20 protein-coding genes are annotated in these 19,928 nt (G+C 76.3%); 16 read left to right on the top strand and 4 right to left on the bottom strand.

Annotated features, from left to right (window positions below):
• A partial coding sequence (locus tag Cpa01nite_RS11140) for an NYN domain-containing protein (RefSeq protein ID WP_239068716.1) occupies positions 1-658 on the bottom strand: 658 nt, incomplete at its 3' end.
• A gap of 80 nt (positions 659-738) precedes the next feature.
• On the opposite strand from Cpa01nite_RS11140, the gene Cpa01nite_RS11135 reads away from it, so the two are divergent.
• Positions 739-2,292, top strand: coding sequence for a PucR family transcriptional regulator (locus tag Cpa01nite_RS11135; RefSeq protein WP_203668824.1), 1,554 nt, complete (start codon positions 739-741; stop codon positions 2,290-2,292).
• A 27-nt stretch (positions 2,293-2,319) separates the two neighbouring features.
• Here Cpa01nite_RS11135 and Cpa01nite_RS11130 read toward each other — a convergent pair whose 3' ends face one another.
• A complete protein-coding gene (locus tag Cpa01nite_RS11130) occupies positions 2,320-2,784 on the bottom strand; it encodes a PPC domain-containing DNA-binding protein (RefSeq protein ID WP_203668823.1) in 465 nt (154 codons plus the stop codon).
• Between the two features lie 2 nt (positions 2,785-2,786).
• Positions 2,787-3,806, bottom strand: a complete 1,020-nt coding sequence (gene add / locus Cpa01nite_RS11125; RefSeq protein WP_203668822.1) for an adenosine deaminase — start codon at positions 3,804-3,806, stop codon at positions 2,787-2,789.
• Between the two features lie 377 nt (positions 3,807-4,183).
• On the opposite strand from add, the gene Cpa01nite_RS11120 reads away from it, so the two are divergent.
• From Cpa01nite_RS11120 to Cpa01nite_RS11065, 12 genes are all read left to right on the top strand, one after another.
• A complete protein-coding gene (locus Cpa01nite_RS11120) occupies positions 4,184-5,248 on the top strand; it encodes an ABC transporter substrate-binding protein (RefSeq protein WP_203668821.1) in 1,065 nt (354 codons plus the stop codon).
• A complete protein-coding gene (locus tag Cpa01nite_RS11115; RefSeq protein WP_308439371.1) occupies positions 5,245-6,099 on the top strand; it encodes an ABC transporter ATP-binding protein in 855 nt (284 codons plus the stop codon). Before Cpa01nite_RS11120 ends, Cpa01nite_RS11115 begins: the two co-directional genes overlap by 4 nt.
• Complete coding sequence (locus tag Cpa01nite_RS11110) at positions 6,096-6,881, top strand: ABC transporter permease (RefSeq protein WP_239068714.1); 786 nt, start codon at positions 6,096-6,098, stop codon at positions 6,879-6,881. The genes Cpa01nite_RS11115 and Cpa01nite_RS11110 overlap by 4 nt, the downstream gene beginning before the upstream one ends.
• Positions 6,878-7,669 carry an ABC transporter permease gene (locus Cpa01nite_RS11105; protein ID WP_203668820.1) on the top strand — a complete coding sequence of 264 codons (792 nt, stop codon included), beginning with the start codon at positions 6,878-6,880 and terminating at the stop codon, positions 7,667-7,669. Before Cpa01nite_RS11110 ends, Cpa01nite_RS11105 begins: the two co-directional genes overlap by 4 nt.
• Positions 7,666-9,300, top strand: a complete 1,635-nt coding sequence (locus Cpa01nite_RS11100) for an N-acyl-D-amino-acid deacylase family protein (protein ID WP_203668819.1) — start codon at positions 7,666-7,668, stop codon at positions 9,298-9,300. Before Cpa01nite_RS11105 ends, Cpa01nite_RS11100 begins: the two co-directional genes overlap by 4 nt.
• A complete protein-coding gene (locus Cpa01nite_RS11095) occupies positions 9,297-10,526 on the top strand; it encodes a type III PLP-dependent enzyme domain-containing protein (protein WP_239068713.1) in 1,230 nt (409 codons plus the stop codon). Before Cpa01nite_RS11100 ends, Cpa01nite_RS11095 begins: the two co-directional genes overlap by 4 nt.
• A 56-nt stretch (positions 10,527-10,582) precedes the next feature.
• Complete coding sequence (locus tag Cpa01nite_RS11090) at positions 10,583-11,788, top strand: amidohydrolase family protein (protein WP_203668818.1); 1,206 nt, start codon at positions 10,583-10,585, stop codon at positions 11,786-11,788.
• Between the two features lie 101 nt (positions 11,789-11,889).
• Entirely contained in the window at positions 11,890-12,660 is a 771-nt protein-coding gene (locus Cpa01nite_RS11085) for a hypothetical protein (protein WP_203668817.1), read from the top strand.
• A gap of 89 nt (positions 12,661-12,749) precedes the next feature.
• Positions 12,750-13,943: an NAD(P)/FAD-dependent oxidoreductase gene (locus Cpa01nite_RS11080; RefSeq protein WP_308439370.1), complete on the top strand. Its 1,194-nt coding sequence runs from the start codon at positions 12,750-12,752 to the stop codon at positions 13,941-13,943.
• 121 nt (positions 13,944-14,064) lie between these two features.
• Positions 14,065-14,871 (top strand): PP2C family protein-serine/threonine phosphatase, encoded by an 807-nt coding sequence (locus Cpa01nite_RS11075; RefSeq protein ID WP_203668816.1) that lies wholly within the window; start codon positions 14,065-14,067, stop codon positions 14,869-14,871.
• 107 nt (positions 14,872-14,978) lie between these two features.
• The gene (locus Cpa01nite_RS11070) at positions 14,979-15,614 is read left to right on the top strand and encodes a ClpP family protease (RefSeq protein ID WP_203668815.1); all 636 of its coding nucleotides are present in this window, start codon (positions 14,979-14,981) and stop codon (positions 15,612-15,614) included.
• Entirely contained in the window at positions 15,614-16,234 is a 621-nt protein-coding gene (locus tag Cpa01nite_RS11065) for a ClpP family protease (protein WP_203668814.1), read from the top strand. The genes Cpa01nite_RS11070 and Cpa01nite_RS11065 overlap by 1 nt, the downstream gene beginning before the upstream one ends.
• An 11-nt stretch (positions 16,235-16,245) precedes the next feature.
• Here the strand turns inward: Cpa01nite_RS11065 and Cpa01nite_RS11060 are convergent, their stop codons facing one another.
• Positions 16,246-16,638: a helix-turn-helix domain-containing protein gene (locus Cpa01nite_RS11060; RefSeq protein ID WP_203668813.1), complete on the bottom strand. Its 393-nt coding sequence runs from the start codon at positions 16,636-16,638 to the stop codon at positions 16,246-16,248.
• A gap of 168 nt (positions 16,639-16,806) precedes the next feature.
• Between Cpa01nite_RS11060 and Cpa01nite_RS11055 the strand changes: the two genes are divergently transcribed.
• The 3 genes from Cpa01nite_RS11055 to Cpa01nite_RS11045 all read left to right on the top strand — a co-directional run bounded on the left by Cpa01nite_RS11055 (position 16,807) and on the right by Cpa01nite_RS11045 (position 19,911).
• On the top strand, positions 16,807-17,703 hold the full coding sequence (locus Cpa01nite_RS11055) for an LLM class F420-dependent oxidoreductase (protein ID WP_203668812.1): 897 nt from the start codon (positions 16,807-16,809) through the stop codon (positions 17,701-17,703).
• 114 nt (positions 17,704-17,817) lie between these two features.
• Positions 17,818-18,198 (top strand): VOC family protein, encoded by a 381-nt coding sequence (locus Cpa01nite_RS11050; RefSeq protein ID WP_203668811.1) that lies wholly within the window; start codon positions 17,818-17,820, stop codon positions 18,196-18,198.
• Positions 18,199-18,282: 84 nt separating this feature from the next.
• Positions 18,283-19,911 (top strand): SpoIIE family protein phosphatase, encoded by a 1,629-nt coding sequence (locus Cpa01nite_RS11045; protein WP_203668810.1) that lies wholly within the window; start codon positions 18,283-18,285, stop codon positions 19,909-19,911.
• The last annotated feature ends 17 nt before the right edge of the window (positions 19,912-19,928 follow it).

Here is a 19,928-nt window from a genome sequence, read left to right as displayed (position 1 = left end):
CGGGCTCGGGCTCGGACGCCGGCGCCGGCGCCGCGGCCGGCGCCTCGGGCTCCGCCCCCGCCGGCTCGGTCCCCGCCGCGGGGACGTCCGCGCCCTCGGCCGCCGCCTGGCCGGCGGTCACCAGCTCGGCCAGGTCGTCGGCCGTGATGACCGTGTCCGCGACGGCCCGGTACGCGCTCGCGGCCGGGCTCGCGGTGATGATCGTGACCCGCCGGTCGGCGGCCCGGCACCGCTGCACGAGCGGCGTGAAGTCGGCGTCGGCGGACACGATGACGAACTCGTCGTACCGGGTGTCCGCGTCGAGCGCGTCGACGGCGTCGAGCACGAGGTTGATGTCCGCGCTGCTCTTGCCCTGCTGGGTCAGCGACGGGCAGTCGACGACCTGGAACCCGGCGCGCGTGAAGTTCGGCCGGAACCGGGAGAACACCGACGGGTTGAGGTAGCAGGCGCGCACGAGGAACCGGCGGGTGAAGTCGCCGTCCGCGTCGCTCCCGCTCTCCAGCTCGGCGAGCCAGTGCCCCGGGTCGGTCGCGAACGCCTCCGCGGCGTCCGGGTCCAGGCGGCGCAGGCCGATGTAGACGTTGTCGAAGTCGACGAACATGGCGGTGCGCAGGCGGCGCGGCGCGTCGAGGCGGCTGGGGTCCAGGGCGGCTGTCACGCCGCCATCCTGCCGCGAAACCGGCCGGCCCGCGCCGCTCGTACACTGTCCCGGTGCCGAGCGGGACCAGGTGGTGAGCAGTGGACGTCCGTGACCTCCTCGCCGCGCCCGACCTCGGGCTGAGCGTCGTCGCCGCCGAGCCGGACGCGCTCGACCGCCCGGTGACGTCCGCCTACATCACCGACCTGCCCGACCCGTCGCGGTTCCTGTCGACGGGCGACGTCGTGCTCACGAGCGGCCTGTGGCTCGACCGCCCGGACGGCGCAGCGACGTTCCTCGGGGCGCTCGCGCAGCAGAACGTGGCGGCGCTGATCATCGGCCTGATCGAGATCGGCGTCATCCCCGACGAGGTGATCGCCGCCTGCCGCGCGCGCGGGCTGACCCTGCTCACGGTGTCGCCCGGGGTGTCGTTCCGCCGGATCGCCGACGAGATCGCCACCCGCCAGCCCGGGTCGGCGGCGGGGCTGGCCTCCCGGACGATGCGGTTCAGCCGCCGGATCGCGGACACGGTGTCCCGCGGCGGCGGCGCCGCCGAGCTGCTCGCGCAGTTCACCGCGGAGTTCGCGGTCGGCTGCTGGGTGATCGACGAGACCGGCATGCTGCTCGCCACGGCGGGCGCCGCCCCCGACCGCGCGCAGGTCGCCGAGCAGTGGAACGCGGTGATCGCCCGCGAGCACGACAAGCGGGTGATCCTGCCGGGGGAGGGCACCGACCACGGGCCCGCGACGATCGTGCGCACCGGCGCGCGGGACCGGTCCGGGTTCTTCGGCTGCTGGGGCGACCACCGGTCGTTCTCCGACGAGGTGGCGCTGGCGCTGGACGCCGTCGTCGGCGCGCTCCGGGTGGAGATGGAGCTCGCCGCGCGCTGGCGGGAGACCCGGGACGCCCAGGTGGCGGCGCTGATCACGGCGATCCGGGACGCCGAGGCGTCGCCCGGCGCGATCTCGGCGCGGATGCGCCTGGAGGGCATGGCGCCGTCCGACGAGACGACGATCGTCGCGGCGCGGGTCGACGACCCCCGGTTCCCCCGCGCGGCGGTGCTCGAGATGCTGCAGCGCACGCTGACCGCGCGGGGCCACCGCGTCCTCGGCTGCCGGTTCGACGACCAGGCGATCCTGCTGGTCAACGGCGCGGGCGACGACGACCGGCCGCTCGGCGAGCACCTGGCCGAGGAGTACCACCTGCTGCTCGACGGCCGGCAGCTCCGCGTCGGGATGAGCGACCCGGTCAGCGGGGTCAGCCGGCTGAACTCCGCCGTCGCCACCGCGGTCGAGCGGGTGCGCAACGCCTCCGGGACCGAGCCGGTCGTCGTGTCGACGTCGCTGCACGTGCAGACCCACCGGGCGCTGCTGCGGATGCTCGGGGAGAGCACCCGGTCCGGGTACGCCCGCGAGGTGCTGGCGCCCCTGCTGTCCTACGACGAGCGGCACAACGCCGACCTGGTCGGCACGCTGCGCGCGTTCCTGGACGGCGGCGGCGCGTGGCAGGACACCGCCCGGCAGCTGCACCTGCACACGAACACGCTGCGCTACCGGATCGCCCGGATCGAGGAGCTGACCAACCGCGACATGAGCACCATGTCGGACCGGGTCGACCTGTTCCTGGCGATGACCTGCCTGGACGAGACGGAGTAGCGCGCAGGGCCCCGGAGGGCCCGGGGCTCAGGCCGCGCCGAACCGCATCGTCGGGATGCCGTACGCCCGCGGGTCCGGCACGCGCAGCAGCGCGGGCGCGACGACCTCCTCGACCAGCACCTCGACCGTGTAGTGCGTCTCGGCGCTGAGCACGTGCCCGGCGAACCCCGCGGCGGCGGCGTTCTTCACCCCGACGGCCAGGTGCAGGTGCGGCGTCGGGGTCGCGGTGTCGGCGTCCCACAGGATCGTGCCGCTGCCGATGCCCTCGGTGTACGTCACCGTGACCTCGTGGGGGAGCGGCGGCTCCTGGTCGGCGACCGGCACGTCGGCGGCGATGAACCGCGCGGTGCGGAACGCCCCGGAGAACACCGGCACGAACCCCTGCCGGATCCCGTGCGCCCGGCACGCCTCGGTCAGGGACGCCAGCACCTCGTCGCCCGGCTCCAGCACGACCGCGACGCGGCGCCCGGTGGTGACCTCGCTGCTCTGCACGCTCAGACCGCCGCGGGGTCGAGGGCGAGCGCGGGCACGGCGGCGCCGACCCGCTCGGCGTGCGCGCGGATCTCCGCGAGGAGCGCGGCCTTGCCGGCGTCGGGCAGGAAGGACGACGCGACCGCGTTCGCGGCGAGCACGCCGACCTGGTCCTCGGTGACGGTGCCGGCGGCGACCAGGGCGCGCACGTTGTCGTCGAGGTACCCGCCGAAGTAGGCCGGGTCGTCGGAGTGCACGGACGCGCGCAGCCCCTCGTCGAGCATGACGGCGAGCGGGTGGTCGGCCAGGTCGGGGCCGGCGGTGCGCAGCGCGAGGTTCGACAGCGGGCAGACGGTCAGGGGCGTGCGGGTCTCGCGCAGGTGCGCGACCAGCTCGACGTCCTCCAGCGCCCGGTTGCCGTGGTCGATCCGCTCGGCGCCGAGGATGTCCAGGGCCTCCCAGACGTAGTCCGGCCCGCCCTCCTCGCCGGCGTGCGCGACGCGGCGCAGGCCCTCGGCGGCGGCCCGCTCGAACACGTCGCGGAACAGCGACGGCGGGAAGCCGACCTCGCTGGAGTCCAGGCCGACGGCCAGCAGCAGCGACCGGTGGGGGAGCACGGCCTCGAGCGTCGCCATCGCGGCGTCCGGGCCGAGGTGGCGCAGGAAGCAGACGATGAGCCCGCCGGACATGCCGTGCGCCGCGCGGGCGTCGGCGAGCGCGGCGGACAGCCCGAGCAGCACGTCCTCGACCGGCACGCCGCGCTCGGTGTGCGACTGCGGGTCGACGAAGATCTCCGCGTGCCGGACGCCGGCCGCCGCGGCGCGCGCCAGGTACCGGGCGCCCAGGTCCTGGAAGTCCCGCCGCGTGCGCAGGACGTCGAGGTTCGCGTAGTACACGTCCAGGAAGTCCTGCAGGTCGCGGAACGGCGCGCCCCGCCCGGCGCCCGCGGGGACGGGCAGCCCGTTGCGGTCCGCCAGCTCGCGGATGAGGTCGGCGTCCAGCGTGCCCTCGATGTGCACGTGCAGTTCAGCCGTCGGCCACACGTCCTGCTCCCGGTGATTCGTTCGTCCGTCGTCGCGGACGGGTGGTCCACGCTTGCCGCCGAAGCCAACCACAGGCCCGTGGCCTGCGGCCTCGTGCGATCCACCAACGACCGCCGGCCGACCCCGGGTCGGCCCCTGGGCGATCCGCCGGGACCCGGCGCCGCGGGGTGCCGGATGTGTCGCGCGTGTGTCGCGCTCGGTCGGTCGCACAACGGACCGCACCGCTCGGGGCGGGGGAGTTCGGAGGATCCCACATGGCGACGGCGGAGCCGCGCCCTGTCGAATGGGGGCAGTCGCCGGGTCGCCCGGCGCAACCCTCCCCCTGGCACCGCGGCCGCCCGTCGCCGCGGGCGCCGCACGACGTGATCGAGGTTGACGTGACCCGCTCCTTCACCGCGCGCCCCCGGCGCCGGATCGCCGGCCTGGCCGCTACCGTGGCCGCCGCCGGCCTCCTGCTCTCGGCCTGCTCCTCGGACGACACCGCCTCCGGCGGCTCCTCGGAGGCCGCGGAGGACTTCCAGGCGGTCAGCGTCCAGCTGTCCTGGCTGAAGAACCAGCAGTTCGCCGGCGAGTACCTCGCGGTGGAGGACGGCCTCTACACGGACGCCGGCTTCCCCGAGGTCACGCTGACCGCGGGCGGCTCGTCCGCCACCTCCGCCGAGGCGGCCGTCGCCTCCGGCCAGGCGTTCGTCGGCCTGTCCTCGCCGCTGATCACCGCCCCGGCGATCCAGAGCGGCGCGGAGCTGAAGATCGTCGGCGCGACGTACCAGCTCAACCCGTTCGCGCTCGTGTCGGCCGCCTCCGCGCCGATCGAGGGCCCGGACGACCTCGCGGGCAAGACCATCGCGGTGTCCGACTCGAACACGCTCGTGTGGAACGCGTTCCTCGCGGCGAACGAGCTGGACGAGGCCGACGTCACGACGGTGCCGCTCTCCGACACCTCGATGCTGACCACCGGCCAGGTCGACGGCTTCATCGGCTACACCACGACCGGCGCCGCCGCGCTGGCCGAGGCCGGCTTCGAGGCCACCGAGTTCCTGCTCGCGGACAACGGCCTGCCGATGGTCGGCGAGGTGCTGGTCACCTCGCAGCAGGCCATCGACGAGCGCCCCGAGGAGGTCAAGGCGTTCCTGCTCGCCACGGCCGAGGGCTGGCGCGCGGCGCTGGACGACCCGGAGCGCGCGGTCGACCTGACGGTGAACACGTACGGCAAGGACCAGCAGTACGACGCCGACGCGATCGCGCTGTCCTTCGACCGCCAGGCGACGCTGATCGAGACCGACGAGACCGCCGCGAACGGCCTGCTCACGATCAGCGACGAGCTGCAGGAGGGCACCATCGCCTCCCTCGGCTTCGCGGGCGTCGAGATCGCCGCGGACGAGCTGTTCGACCTCTCGCTGCTCGACGAGGTGTACGCCGAGAACCCGGACCTGCTCTCGTGACCGACCCCCAGTCCACGCCCGCCCCCGTGCTGCCGACCCCCTCGGCCGCGGGGGCGGGCGTGCCCACGTCGGCCCCCGGCATCGAGATCACCGGCCTGAGCAAGGAGTTCCGCTCCGGCCGCCGCTCGGTGACGGCGCTGGACGACGTCAGCCTGTCCACCCCGCGCGGGTCCTTCCTGTCGCTGCTCGGCCCGTCCGGCTGCGGCAAGTCGACGATCCTGCGGATCCTGGCCGGCCTCGAGACGCCGACCGCCGGCACCGTCGCCGTGAACGGCGCGCCCGTCGCCCCCGGCAGGCGCGCGGACGGGATGGGCATCGCGTTCCAGGACCCGGCGCTCCTGCCGTGGCGCTCGGTGCAGAAGAACATCCGGCTGCCGCTCGAGATCCAGAAGCGCGCGGACGACGGCATCGTCGACGAGCTGATCGAGCTCGTCGGGCTGTCGGGCTTCGAGAAGTCCCGGCCCGCGCACCTGTCCGGCGGCATGCGCCAGCGCGCGTCCATCGCCCGGGCGCTCGCGGTGCGGCCGGACTTCCTGCTCCTGGACGAGCCGTTCGGCGCGCTGGACGACATGACCCGCCAGCGGCTGAACTTCGAGCTGCAGCGGATCTGGACCGAGCGCTCCGCGACCACGCTGATGGTCACGCACGGCATCGCCGAGGCGGCCCTGCTGTCCGACTACGTCGCGGTCATGTCCGCGCGCCCGGGCCGGATCGTCGAGGTCGTCGAGATCCCGTTCGAGCGCCCCCGCACGCCCGAGATGATGCGGACGAAGGAGTTCCACGAGGTGGTCGACCACCTGTCGGGGCTGCTGTTCTCGCCCGGCGGCGCCGCGACGAAGGCGGACGGGTGAGCGTCGCCGTCGCGCGGTTCCGCGGCGCGCTGGCCCGCCCGTGGGTCGGCGGCACCGTCGGCATCGCGCTGCTGCTCGCCCTGTGGTGGGCCATGACCGCCGGGCTGGAGAACAGCACCTCGTTCCCGTCGCCGGTGGACGTGGCGCGCTCCGCGGTCGCCGACGGCTGGGGCTTCTACGAGGCCAACGTCGTCCCGACGCTGACCCGCGCCGCCCAGGGCTACCTGTGGGGCAACCTCGCCGGCCTGGCGCTCGCGGCGGTCGTGCTGGTCGTCCCGCGGCTCGAGGACGTCATCACCCAGCTCGGCGTCATCTCGGCCTGCCTCCCGGTGACCGCGATCGGCCCGATCGTCATGGTCATCTTCGGCGGCCGCGCCTCGGCGATCTTCCTCGGGGCCCTGCTCGTCTTCTTCACCACGCTCGTCGGCGCCATCCTCGGGATGCGCTCCGCGAGCCGCAGCTCGCTGGACCTCGTCGCCGCGTACGGCGGCGGACGGTGGACGCAGATCCGCAAGGTCCAGCTCATGTCGGCGCTGCCGGCGATCGTCACCGCCCTGCAGGTGGCGGTCCCGGCAGCGCTGCTCGGCGCCGTCGTCGGGGAGTACCTCGGCGGCATCGACTCGGGGATCGGCGTGGCGCTCAACGCGGCGCAGCGCCAGATCCAGCCCGACCGCGTGTGGGCGCTGAGCATCCTGGCCGGTCTGATCGCGCTCGGCGGCTACGCGCTCGTCGGCCTGGTCGGGCGGGTCCTCACCCCCTGGGCGAAGGAGAAGCGCGGATGAGCGGCGGGACGGGGCGGTTCGTCGCCCGCCGGGTCGGCACGCTCGCGGTGGCCGTCGTCGTCGCGCTCGGCGTGTGGGTGGCCGTGCTCGAGGTGTTCGACGTCAGCCCCCTCATCGGCAAGCGGCCGTGGGACGTGTTCGGCTACGTGGTCACGGCCGACGACGCCGCCGAGCACCGCGCGACGCTCCTCGCCGACCTGGCGGTCACGGTGCGCGACGCCGGGATCGGGTACGTCGTCGGCCTGGCCGCGGCGTTCGCCCTGGCCGTCGTGTTCTGCGTGTCGCCGGTCCTCGAGCGGATCGTCATGCCGACCGCGATGGTGCTCCGCTCGATCCCGCTGGTCGTGCTGACCCCGCTGATCACGCTCATCTTCGGCATCGGCCAGGCCGGCGTCACGGCGATCGTCATCCTCGTGGTGTTCCTGCCCGCGCTGGCGAACATCCTGTACGGCCTGCGCAGCGTGTCCGGGGAGCACCGGGACCTCGTGCTCGCGTACGGCGGCTCGTCGTGGACGGTGCTGCGCAAGGTCGCCCTGCCGGCGGCGGTGCCGTCGACGCTGGCCTCCGCCCGCATCGCCGTCCCGTCGGCCGTCACCGGCGCGATGATCGCCGAGTGGCTGTCCACCGGCGAGGGTCTGGGCGGCGCCATCTCCAAGGCGGCGGGCTCGTTCGGCTACGACGCGATGTGGGCGTCGGCGATCCTCGTCGCCGCGGTCACCATGCTGGCGTACGCGGTGCTGAGCATCGTCGACACGCTGGTGCAGGAGCGGATCGGGCAGCTGTCGTGAGCGCCGCCCCGGCGGGCGACGTGACGCTCGTGCTGCGCGGCGGGACCGTCGTCGACGGCACCGGCGCGGCCCCGGTCGTGGCCGACGTGCTGGTGGCCGGCGACCGGGTCGCGGCCGTCGGCCCCGGCCTCGCCGCCACGGCGCCCGCCGGCGCGCGGGTGGTCGACGCGGCCGGGCTGGTGGTCGCGCCCGGGTTCGTCGACGCGCACACGCACTCCGACGTCGTGCCCTTCATGGCCGACGCGCAGCCGTTCAAGGTGCTGCAGGGCGTCACCACCGAGGTGGTCGGCAACTGCGGCAACTCCGCGGCGCCGCTGGTCGACGACCGCGCGGTCGAGCTGCACCGGCCCATCTCGTCGACCGTCGCCGCCGGGGTGTCCTCCTGGCCGCGCACGTTCGGCGAGTACCTGGACGCGGTCGAGGAGCACGGCCCGACGACGCACGTCGCGTCGCTGGTCGGGCACCACACGCTGCGGATCAGCGCGAACGGCATGGCCGAGGCGCTGGCACCGGGTGCGCTGGACCGGATGGTGGAGCTCGCGGACGCGGCGTTCGCCGACGGGGCGTTCGGCCTCTCGACCGGGCTGATCTACGCGCCGGGCGTGTACGCGGACACCGACGAGGTCGCCGCGCTCGCCGCGGTCGCCGCCCGCTGGGCACGGCCGTACGCGACGCACATGCGCGACGAGGGCGACGGCCTGGCCGGCTCGCTGGCCGAGACGTTCGACGTCGCGCGGCGCACCGGCGTCCGGGTGCAGGTCTCGCACTGCAAGGCCGCCGGCCGCCGGAACCACGGCCGCGCGGGCGAGCTGCTCGCCGCGCTCCGGGCCGCCCGGGCCGCGGGCGTCGACGCGCACGGCGACGCCTACCCGTACACGACGGGGGAGAGCTTCCTGACCGCGCTGCTGCCGGCCGAGGCGCAGGTCGGCGGCCGCGCCGAGCTCGTGCGCCGGCTGTCCGACCCGGCGACGCGCGCGGCGCTGCGGGAGCGCGCGCAGGCCGGCGGGCCCGGCGCCGGGTCCTGGACCCAGACGACACCCGCGGGCGTGCTGCTCTCGATGCACGCCGACGCCGCGCTGCTCGGGCGGAGCGTCGCCGACGTCGCCGCCTCGCGGGGCGTGGACCCGTGGGACACCCTGTGCGACCTCGTGCTCGCCGACCCGGGCGCGATGATGGTCTACGAGCTCATGGCGGAGGAGGACGTGCGCGCGATCCTCGCCGACCCGCTGATCGCGATCGGCTCGGACAACTCGGTGCCGGTCGGCAACGCGCACCAGCGCGGCTGGGGCTGCTTCCCGACGGTGCTCGGGCGGTACGTCCGCGACCTCGGCGTCCTCGCCCTGCCGGAGGCCGTGCGCAAGATGACCTCGCTGACCGCCGACGCGCTCGGCCTGACCGGCCGCGGCCGGCTCGTGCCCGGCGCGATCGCCGACGTGGCGGTGTTCGACCCGGCGACGATCGGGCACGCGGGGACCCCGCAGCGGCCGTGGGAGCGGCCCACCGGCGTCGTGTGCACGGTGCTCGCCGGGACCGTCGTCGTGGACGGCGGGGAGTTCACCGGGGCGCGCGCCGGGCGCGTGCTGCGGGCGGGGCGGCCGGAGCCGGTCGGGCGCGCGGCGGTGCCGGCGTGAGCGGCCGGCACGCCGCCGCGGGCGCCGGGTCGGGGTCCCGCGCCGCCGTCGCGGCCGCCGACCTCGAGCTCCCCGCGATGCTGCTGCACGACGACGCGCTCGACCACAACGTCCGCGCGATGGCCGACTGGTGCCGCGCCGCGGGCGTCCAGCTCGCCCCGCACGCCAAGACCCACATGTCCCGCGACCTCGTCCGGCGGCAGACGGCCGCGGGCGCGTGGGGGTTCACCGCCGCGACGCCCGCGCAGGTGCGCACCCTCGCCGGCTGGGGCGTGGCCCGGGTGCTGCACGCGAACCCGCTCGTCGACCGGGCGTCGATCGCGTGGGTGGCCGAGCACCTGCTGACCGCCGGCTCGGCCACCGAGTACCTCGGCTACGTCGAGAGCGACGCGGGGCTCGACCTGCTGCTCGCCGAGCTCGACCGGCTGCAGCCGGCCCGGCCGCTGCCCCTGCTGCTGGAGCTCGGGTTCCGCGGCGGGCGCACCGGGGTCAGGGACGACCACGCGGCGCTGGCGCTGGCCGAGCGGGTCGCGGGCGCCGACCGCGTACGGCTCGCGGGCGTCTCGGCGTTCGAGGGCCTCATGCCGGTCGGCGACGACCCCGGCGCGCCGCCCGGCTCCGTCGACCTGCTCGCCCGCGTCCGCGCGCTGGTCACCGCGGTGACCGACCAGGGCCTGGTCGCCGGGGTGCCGGTCGTCACGGCCGGCGGGTCGTCCTACTTCGACCTGGTCGCGCGCGAGCTGGGCCCCGCGATGTGGGACCGCCCGGTCACCACCGTGCTGCGGTCCGGCTGCTACGTGACCCACGACCACGGCGTGTACCGCCGGACGTCGCCGCTGGGCGCCGACCGCGGCACCGGCGCGCTGCGCCCGGCGTTCGAGCTGCGCGCGTCCGTGCTCTCCGCGCCGGAGGACGGGCTGGTGATCGCCGGGTTCGGCCGCCGCGAGGTGCCGACCGACGACCGGCTGCCGGTGGTGCTGGGCGCGCTCGCGCGCGAGGGCGCGGCGGCCGGCTCGGCCGCCTCCGCCGACGTGGCCGGCTGGGAGGTCACGGCCGTCAACGACCACCACGCGTTCCTCCGCGTCCCGCCGGGCACGGCCGTCGCCCCGGGTACCGTGCTCCGGCTGGGCATCAGCCACCCGTGCGGCGCGTTCGACCGCTGGCGGCACATCCCCCTGGTGGACGCCGGCGACCGCGTCGTCGGCGAGATCACACCGCGCCTCTGACCCGCTCCACCCGCCCCGGGGTCGCCCGGGGCCCGCACCACCCGCGAAGGGCCCCCATGACCGACAGCACCACCCACGTCCTCGACGGCCTCCCGCTCTGGGACGGCGAGCGCGAGGTGGGCCCGGCCCGCCTCACCTGGTCCGGGGACCGCATCCTGGAGGTCGAGGAGGCGCCGGCCCGGCACGCGGACCTCAGCGTGATCCCCGGGCTGGTCGACACGCACGTGCACCTCGGCTACCCGGCCGGCGCGCCCGCCGCGGACCCGTCGGCCTGGCCGATCCTGACCCCGCCGGAGGAGCGGTCGCTGCACGTCGCGGCCAACGCCCTGCGCTGCGCCCGCGCGGGCGTCACCACGCTCCGCGACCTGGCGGCGGACTCGATCCAGCTCGCCGTCGGGCGCGCGTTCGAGACCGGCGTGCTCGCCGGCCCGCGCCTGCTCGCGCACGGCCAGGTCGGCATGACCGCCGGGCACGGCGACCTGTTCGTCCCGCCGCACTACCCGCACCGGCCGCCGACGGCGGACAGCCCCGACGAGTGCCGCAAGCTGGTGCGCGTGTGGGCCCGGTCCGGCGCCGCGGGCGTCAAGATCTACACCTCCGGCGGCGTGCTCTCGATGGGCGACAAGGTCGGCTGGCGGAACCAGACCCGCGAGGAGATCCGCACGACGGTCGACGAGGCGCACGCCCTCGGCATGCTGGTCGCCGCGCACACGCACTCGGTCGAGGGCCTGGACATCGCGCTCGCCGAGGGGGTCGACTCGATCGAGCACGGCACCGCGATCGCCGAGCAGCACCTCGCGGCGCTCGTCGAGCGGAACCTGCCGGTCGCCCCGACGCTGCTGATCAACGACATCATCGCCGAGGCCCGCCGCCCGGTGTCCGCCGAGGCGCAGGCCAAGGCGCGGGACGTCGTCGCGCTCCGGGACGCCGGGTTCGCCCGCGCCGCCGAGGCCGGCGTGCGGTTCGTGCTCGGCACGGACGCCTCCGGGCAGTTCGTCGGGTTCGGCGACCAGATGGAGGAGGTCCGGACGATGGCGGCGATGTTCGGCTGGACGCCCGAGCGCACGCTCGCCGCGGCCACCTCCGACGCCGCGGACGCGATCCGGATGGGCTCGGTCACCGGCCGGCTGCGCGCGGGGCTCGGCAGCGACTTCGTCGTGCTGCGCGGGCGGCCGTGGGAGGACGTGGCCGCGCTGCGGGTCGAGAACATCGTGGCCGTCGTCTCGCGCGGCCGCGTGGTCGCCGGCGCGCTGCCGGCCTGACCGGCGTGCCGCCGCGCCGAGACCGCCGGATCCGGACGAGAGCCACGCGCGCGGACGGGCGTCTCGCGCGGATCGGTGGGTCTCGGGGGAGAGTGGGCCGCATGACGAGCACGAGCACGACCGCCCGGGTCGCCGGGGTCGCGGCGGCGGTCGCCGCTCTCGGGCTGCTGGCCGGCTGCACCGGTGGCGACGACCGCGCCGAGCCGGCCGCCTCGTCGCCCGCCTCCGTCCCGACCGCGACCCCGACACCGGAGCCCTCGCGCTCCGCCGCGCCGACGACCCCGGCCGCCGAGCGCCCGCTGGTCGCCGCCGGCACGGTGGCCGAGGACGCCCCGGCGACCGCCTCCGGCGAGGGCCCCGCGCGGGTCTCGGTCGTGCGGGACGGCGACTTCGGCGTGGTCGCGCACCTGGACTGCTCCGCCTGCACCGGCGACGTCGTGCTGACCGCCGACGGCCGGATGTCGCCGTGGGGCGCCGGCCCCGCGCCGCTGACCGGCACCTACCTGGTCGACCTGCTGGAGGGCACCGACGCGGAGCAGGGCTTCGTCCTCGACGCGCAGGGCCCCTGGACGCTGACGTTCCAGAGCTGGAACGACCTGCCCGTCGTCGCCGGCGAGCAGCAGGGGCGCGGCGCGGCGGTGCTGCTGCTCGGCGACGACGCGAGCGGGGTGCGGATCGACTACTCGCCCGCCGGGCCGGACGACACGATGCTCGCCCGGGTGGTGTCGGCGGTCGACGTCGACCCGTCGACCGGCCCCGCGTCGCTCGTGCTCGGCGACGAGCAGGCGTTCAGCGAGACCGCCGAGGTGGCGCTCCCGGGGGTCGTCGCGCTCAGCACGAACGGGACCTGGTCCGTCACGCCCGTGCCCTGACCGGCCCGGTGCCCTGCCCGGGGTCTGGCGTCGGGCGCCCGTCCGCGCGAGGCTGGGGGCGATCGCGACGCGGCGGACGGGGGAGCACGGTGCTGGACAGCTACGACTACGTGGTCGTCGGGGCGGGCATGGCCGGGGACGCCGCGGCGCGCGGCATCCGCGAGGTCGACCCCGACGGCACGCTCCTCGTGATCGGCCGGGAGCCGACCGCGCCGGTCACGAGGCCCGCGCTCACCAAGAAGCTCTGGACCGACCCGGACTTCACGTTCGACCAGGTCTGGCTGGCGACCGCCGAGGACGCCCGCGCCGAGCTGCTGCTCGGGGAGTCGGTGATCGCGGTCGACACCGGCGCGCGCACCGTCACCACCGACGCCGACGTGACCGTCGGGTACGGCCGGCTGCTGCTGGCGACTAGCGGGCACCCGCGGCGGCTCCCGGGCGTCGAGGAATCGGGCCGGATCATCTACTTCCGCACGGTGCGGGACTACGAGCGGCTGCGCGACCTCGCCGGCGGCGGGCGGCACGTCGTCGTGGTCGGCGGCGGGTACATCGGCACCGAGCTCGCCGCCGCGCTCGTGCAGAACGACACCCGGGTGACGCTGGTGCACCGGCAGGACGTGCTCACCGGGGCGACGTTCCCGGACGGGCTCGCGCGGCACGTCGAGCGCCGGTACGCCGACGCGGGGGTCACGCTGCTGCGGGGCTCGACGGTCGCGTCCGCGGAGTCGGGCGCGGACGGCGTCACCGTGCGGCTCGCGGACGGTGCCGTGGTCGAGGCGGACGCCGTGGTGGTCGGCGCCGGCATCGAGGTCGAGACCGACCTCGCGCGCGCCGCCGGGCTCGAGGTCGGCGACGGGATCGCGGTCGACGACCGGCTCCGCACGTCCGACCCGCACGTCTGGGCGGCCGGGGACGTCGCCCTCTACCCGGACCGGATCCTGGGGCGGAGGCGGGTCGAGCACGTCGACAACGCGACCTCGATGGGCCGGCAGGCCGGGCGGAACCTCGCCGGCGCGGACGAGCCGTACGACCACACGCCGTTCTTCTACTCCGACCTGTTCGAGTACGGCTACGAGGCCGTCGGCCGGCTGGACGCGTCGCTGGAGACCGTCGAGGACTGGCACGAGGACGGGTTCGGCGCCGGCGTCGTCTACTACCTCGACGGCGGCCGGGTCGCCGGGGTGCTGCTGTGGAACGTCTGGGACGCGACCGACCGGGCACGGGAGGTGCTCGCGGGGCAGACCGACGTGCGGACGGAGGCGCTGCGAGGTCTCATCCGCTGAGCCGACGTGGCGCCGCGCCGGCACCCGGGTCCGGCAGGACCGCCCGGCCGTGCGCTGCGCGCGCCCGCCCGGACGTGGCATCGTGGGACCACGAGGTGCCCGACCCCCTGGAGGTGCCGCAGTGCCGCTCACCCTGGACACCGCCCTGCGCTCGGTCGCGGGGGAGCACCGGCCGCACAACGAGGACTCCGCCGGCTGCGCGCCGGGGTACGCCTTCGTCGCCGACGGCGTCGGGGGGCACGCGGGCGGGGACGTCGCGTCCTGGACGGTGGCGCACCGGCTGATGGCCGCGCTCGCGGCGGGGGCGGCCGAGCGGTTCACCGCGGACGACCTGCGCGCGGCCGTCGCCACGGCCAACGCCGACCTCGCCGAGCGGGTGCGCGAGGACCCGTCGCTGCAGGGCATGGCGACGACGTTCACCGGGGTGTTCTGCGCCGAGGACGCCGTCCGGGTCGTGCACATCGGCGACTCCCGCGCGTACCTGCGGCGCGACGGCGAGGGGCGCCGGGTCACCCGGGACGACTCGCTCGTGCAGCTGCTGGTCGAGGCGGGCGTGATCGACGCCGCCGAGGCCGCGCACCACCCGCGGCGCAACGTGATCCTGCACTGCCTCGCGGGGGACGACGCCGACGCGGCGCACGTCACCGTGCTCGAGGTCGACGCGCGCCCCGGCGACCGCTGGCTGATGTCGACCGACGGGCTCACGGACTACGTGCCGGAGGAGCAGGTGCTCGCGCTGCTCGGCACGCCAGGAGGGCCGGAGGCGGCGGCGGAGGCGCTGGTCGCGGCCGCGCTCGACGCCGACGCCTGGGACAACGTCACCGTGGTGGTGGCCGACGTGGTGGCCGCGGGGGACGAGCGCCCCGGCGGGCCGGCGCGGCTCGCGGGGGCCGCGGCGGACGAGCGGCTGCCGGCGACGGCGGGCTGACCGGACGTCTGCTGCCGGCAGACGGCGTCTGCCCCGGGCAGACCCGGCCCGGCGGGGCGCGGGCGCGGTGCGAGCGTCGGGGGACCAGCCCACCGAGGAGGCCCCGCATGCACCCCGTCCCCACCCCGCCCGCCGCGCGGACCGACGCCCCGCCGGCGCGCGCATTCGACGACGACCTGGCTGCGCGCCTGCTGCACCAGCGCATCGTCGTGCTCGGCCAGGAGGTCGACGACGCGGTCGCGAACCGCGTCTGCGCGCAGCTGCTCCTGCTGTCCGCCGAGGACGCGCGCCGCGACATCGCGCTCTACATCAACTCGCCCGGCGGCTCGGTCACCGCGGCGATGGCGATGTACGACACGATGCGGCTGATCCCGAACGACGTCGCGACGCTCGCGATGGGGCTCGCGGCCAGCGCGGGCCAGTTCCTGCTGAGCGCCGGGACGCCGGGCAAGCGGAACGTCATGCGGCACGCCCGCGTGCTCATGCACCAGCCGTCCGGCGGCATCGGCGGCACCGCCGTCGACATCGCCATCCAGGCGCAGAACATGGCGCACACCAAGCGGACCATGCAGGCGCTGATCGCCGAGCACACCGGCCAGCCGGTCGAGACGATCGAGCGGGACTCCGACCGCGACCGGTGGTTCACCGCGGACGAGGCGCTGGCCTACGGGTTCGTGGACCGCGTGGTCGAGCACCTGGACGACGTCCGCCCCGACGCGGCGCAGCGACGGGCGGGCCTGTGATGGCCGGGCAGTACACGGTGCCCGTGGTCGTCGAGCAGCGGCCGAACGGCGAGCGCGCGTCCGACGTGTTCTCCCGGCTGCTGTCGGACCGGATCGTGTTCATCGGGACCGAGATCGACGACGGCGTCGCCAACGTCGTCATCGCCCAGCTGCTGCACCTGCAGCAGGAAGACCCGGACAAGCCGATCCACCTGTACCTGAACTCGCCCGGCGGCTCGGTGACGGCGCTGCTCGCGATCTACGACACCCTGCGCTACGTCCGCCCGGACGTGGCGACGTTCTGCCTCGGGCAGGCGGCGTCCGCGGCGGCGGTGCTGCTCGCCGCGGGGGCGCCGGGTCAGCGGCACGTGCTCGAGCACGCCCGGGTGCTGCTGCACCAGCCGTCGGGCGGGGCGCAGGGCACGGCGGCGGACCTGGAGCTGCAGGCCGCGGAGATCCTCCGGGTGCGCGCGCAGGTCGACGAGATCCTCGCGGCGCACACCGGCCGGTCGCCCGAGCAGGTCCGCGCCGACACCGACCGCGACCTCGTGCTGACGGCGCAGCAGGCGGTCGCGTACGGCGTCGCGGACACGGTGATCACGACGCTGAAGCCGGCGCGGGCCGGCTCCGAGGCGGCCTGACCCGGCCCTGGTCAGGCGGCGAGCACGACCGCCGACGGGGACGTCGTCCGCCGCGGGAGGGCGGTCACGGCCCCCGGGCCCGGGGTCGCCGCCAGGTCCACGACCACGCGGCCGTCCGCCCGGGCGAGCACCGCGTGCGCGTCGCCGACCAGGTCGACGAGGCGCAGCCCGAGCGCCCGGCAGACCGCGCCGAGCACCTCGGACGACGCCTCCTTCCGCCCGCGCTCGACCTCGGAGAGGTACGGCACCGAGACCCGCGCGGCCGCGGCGACGTCCCGCAGCGTGCGGCCCTGGCGCTCGCGGTGCCGGCGCAGGACGGCCCCGACCAGCACGCGCAGCGGCGGCTCGGGGCGGGCGGCGGGCGGGGCCGACGGGGCGTCGGCGGCGTGCGCGGCGTGCGGCATGGCGGACCTCCTCGGTCCCCGCCACGGTAGCCCCGCGACCCGCGGCGCGGCCCGGCGCGTCGTTCTGCCGTCAGCAGACGCGCGCGCTTGACTTCGAGCGCGCTCCAAGGGGGATCGTCACGCACGACCGGCGCCCCGCCCGAGGCGCCCACCCGTGAAGGAGCCACCATGCGTCTCGGAGCCCACCTCATGCGGTTCGACGCCGTCGAGCCCGCCCGGCTGGCGCCGGAGCTCGCCGCCACCGGCGAGGCGGCGGAGGAGGCCGGCCTGTCCTGGCTCTCCGTGATGGACCACTTCTTCCAGATGGAGCCGGCCGGCCTCCCCGCGGACGACCCGATGCTCGAGGCGTACACGACGCTCGGCCTGCTGGCCGGGCGCACCGAGACCGTGCAGCTCGGCGCCCTCGTCACCGGCGTCACCTACCGGCACCCCGGCCTCCTGGCGAAGATCGTCGCGACGCTGGACGTCCTGTCGCGGGGCCGGGCCACGCTCGGCATCGGCGCGGCCTGGTACGAGCGCGAGCACGTCGGGCTCGGCGTGCCGTACCCGCCGCTGGCGGAGCGGTTCGAGCGGCTGGAGGAGACGCTGCGGATCTGCCGGCAGATGTGGGACCCGGCGGACGACGGCCCGTTCGAGGGCGCGCACTACCGGCTCGCCGAGTCGCTGTGCCGCCCGCTGCCGCTGAGCCGGCCCGGGCGCGGGCCGGAGATCCTGGTCGGCGGGTCCGGGGAGCGCAAGACGCTGCGGCTCGTGGCGCAGTACGCCGACGCGTGCAACCTGTTCGAGGCGGCGCCGGAGGAGATCGCCCGCAAGCTCGACGTGCTGCGCGGGCACTGCGACGCGGTGGGCCGGGACGCCGCCGACGTCCGGGTGACCCTGGTGATGGGCGGCGACCAGCTGCTGACCGGCGACGTCGACGCGTTCGTCGCCGCGGCGCGGCCGTACGCGGACCTGGGCGTGGCGGAGGTCATCCTGCGGGCCCCGGCGGGCGTGCCGCTCGCGACCTGGGTCCGGGACCACGTGGCGCCCGCGGTGCCGCGGGTCGCGGAGCTGGGCGGGCGCTGAGGCCCCGCGCCCCCGGCGCCGCGCACGGCCGGCCCCCTCCGCGACCCCCGCCGCACCCCCTGCCGCGCCGCCCCGACGTGCGGGCCCCCGGGGCCTTCCCGCAGGATGGACGGCATGCGGGGGCGTGCCGAGGGCGGCTGGTGGGGCGTGGTGATCGACGCGCCGGAGCCCTGCACGCTCGCGGCGTTCTACGCCGAGGTGCTCGGCTGGCAGGTCGTCGGCGACGACCCGGACCACGCGGTGGTCGCCGCGCCGTCCGGCGTCGCCTACCTGTCCGTGCAGCGCAGCCCGGACCACGAGCCGCCGGTGTGGCCGGCCGAGCCGGGTCGCCAGCAGCGCCAGGTGCACCTCGACGTCGAGGTCGTCGACCTGGAGGACGCCGTCTCCGACGCGCTCCGCCTCGGCGCGCGGCTCGCGGCGCACCAGCCGCAGCCGTCCCGGCGGGTGCTGCTCGACCCGGTCGGCCACCCGTTCTGCTTCTACCGCGACGGCTGAGTCGGCCGGTCCGTCACCCGCCCGGCGGCGGTGCGCGCGCGCCCCGCCCGGCGGGGGACGACGGGGGCGGGTAGGTTCGCGAGGGTGCGATCCCCGTGGTTCCAGCGCGTGACGGCCGGCAGCGCCACCGGCCTGCTCGCGCGCGAGGTGGACTGGGCGGCGACGCCGATCGGCGTGCCGAGCACCTGGCCGACCGCGCTGCGCGTCTCGGTCGAGATGTGCTTCACCACGCGGTTCCCGGTGCTGGTCGCCTGGGGCCCGGAGCTCACGATGATCTACAACGACGGCTACCGGGAGTGCCTCGGCACGGACAAGCACCCCGCCGCCATGGGATCGCCGGTCGCCGAGGTGTGGAAGGAGATCTGGGACGACCTGGTCCCGTCCATCGAGCGGGTGATGGTGCAGGGCGAGCCCACCTGGACGGTGGACCAGCACCTGCTCATGCACCGGTCGGGCTTCGACGAGGACACGTACTTCACCTACTCGTACTCGCCGATCCGCGACTCGACCGACACCGTGCGGGGCTTCCTCGACATCGCGACCGAGACCACCGAGCGCGTGGTGGAGCAGCGGCGGATGCGCCTGCTCGGCGACCTGTCCACGGCCCTGACCGCCGCGCACGGGCTCGACGGCGTCGCCCGCGCCGCCGAGGGCGCGCTGACCGGCTCGTCCGACGTCGTGGCCGCCGAGCTGTGGCTGGCTGCCGGGGGTGCGCTCGAGCAGCGCGCCGCGACGGCCGCGGCCGGGCCGGCGGTGCCCCGGGCGGTGATCGACCGGGTGGCGCGGACCGGCGCCGCGGAGGAGATCGGCCGCACGCTCGTGGCGCCGCTCACCCCGACCGGCGAGCCGGCTCCCGTGGGCGTCCTCGCCCTCACCGCCGGGCCGCGGCGGCCGTGGGACGACGCGAACCGCGCGTTCCTCGGCCTGGTCACGGGCGCGGTCGGGGAGGCCGTCGGCGGCACGGTGCGGCACCAGACCGAGGTCGACCACCTGCGCGAGGTCAGCGACACCCTGCAGGCGGCCATCGTGCCCGAGGGGTCCAGCCTGACCGGCGTGGTCGCGCGCTACCTGCCCGCCGTGGGCGACCTGGCGGTCGGCGGCGACTGGTACGACGTCGTCGAGCTCAGCCCGGGCCGCCGGGCGCTCGTCGTGGGGGACTGCGTCGGGCACGGCCTCGACGCCGCCGCCCGCATGGGCCAGCTCCGGGCGGCCACGCGCGCGCTGCTGCTCGAGGACCGCAGCCCCGCGGACGTGCTGGCCGGGCTCGACCGGTTCGCCCGCACGCTGCCCGGCGCCGAGTGCACGACGGTGTTCTGCGGGGTCGTCGACGAGGTGGACCACACCCTCGTGTACGCGTCGGCGGGGCACCTGCCGCCGGTCCTGCGCCGCGCGGCCGGCGGCGCGGAGCTGCTGGACGGGGCCCGCGGCGCGGCCCTCGCGATCGGCCTGCCCTCCCGGCCCGAGGCGGTCGAGCGGCTGACCGACGGCGACCTGCTGGTGGTGTGCACGGACGGGCTCATCGAGCGCCGGCGGGAGTCGCTGCGCGACGGCCTCGCCCGGCTCGCCGCCGAGGTGGCCGCGCAGCCCGACGACGCAGGCACGGCGTCCGTCGCGGACGACCTGCTCCGCGCGCTGGCGCCGAACGGGGCGGACGACGACGTCGCGCTGGTGGTCTACCGGGCGGGCGACGTGGCGGACGACCCCGGGCGCTGAGCGCGCCACGGGCCGGC

This window comes from Cellulomonas pakistanensis, from assembly GCF_016862755.1.
Classification (GTDB): Bacteria; Actinomycetota; Actinomycetes; order Actinomycetales; family Cellulomonadaceae; genus Cellulomonas; species Cellulomonas pakistanensis.
This window is presented reverse-complemented; position numbering and strand designations above follow the sequence as displayed.

What these genes read in the sequence shown, in the direction of transcription:
- Cpa01nite_RS11105 (WP_203668820.1), top strand. Translation starts at nt 6,878, where the DNA reads ATGAGCGGCGGGACGGGGCGGTTCGTCGCCCGCCGGGTCGGCACGCTC.
- Cpa01nite_RS11090 (WP_203668818.1), top strand. Translation starts at nt 10,583, where the DNA reads ATGACCGACAGCACCACCCACGTCCTCGACGGCCTCCCGCTCTGGGAC.
- Cpa01nite_RS11085 (WP_203668817.1), top strand. Translation starts at nt 11,890, where the DNA reads ATGACGAGCACGAGCACGACCGCCCGGGTCGCCGGGGTCGCGGCGGCG.
- Cpa01nite_RS11070 (WP_203668815.1), top strand. Translation starts at nt 14,979, where the DNA reads ATGCACCCCGTCCCCACCCCGCCCGCCGCGCGGACCGACGCCCCGCCG.
- Cpa01nite_RS11065 (WP_203668814.1), top strand. Translation starts at nt 15,614, where the DNA reads ATGGCCGGGCAGTACACGGTGCCCGTGGTCGTCGAGCAGCGGCCGAAC.
- Cpa01nite_RS11060 (WP_203668813.1), bottom strand. Translation starts at nt 16,638, where the DNA reads ATGCCGCACGCCGCGCACGCCGCCGACGCCCCGTCGGCCCCGCCCGCC.
- Cpa01nite_RS11055 (WP_203668812.1), top strand. Translation starts at nt 16,807, where the DNA reads ATGCGTCTCGGAGCCCACCTCATGCGGTTCGACGCCGTCGAGCCCGCC.
- Cpa01nite_RS11050 (WP_203668811.1), top strand. Translation starts at nt 17,818, where the DNA reads ATGCGGGGGCGTGCCGAGGGCGGCTGGTGGGGCGTGGTGATCGACGCG.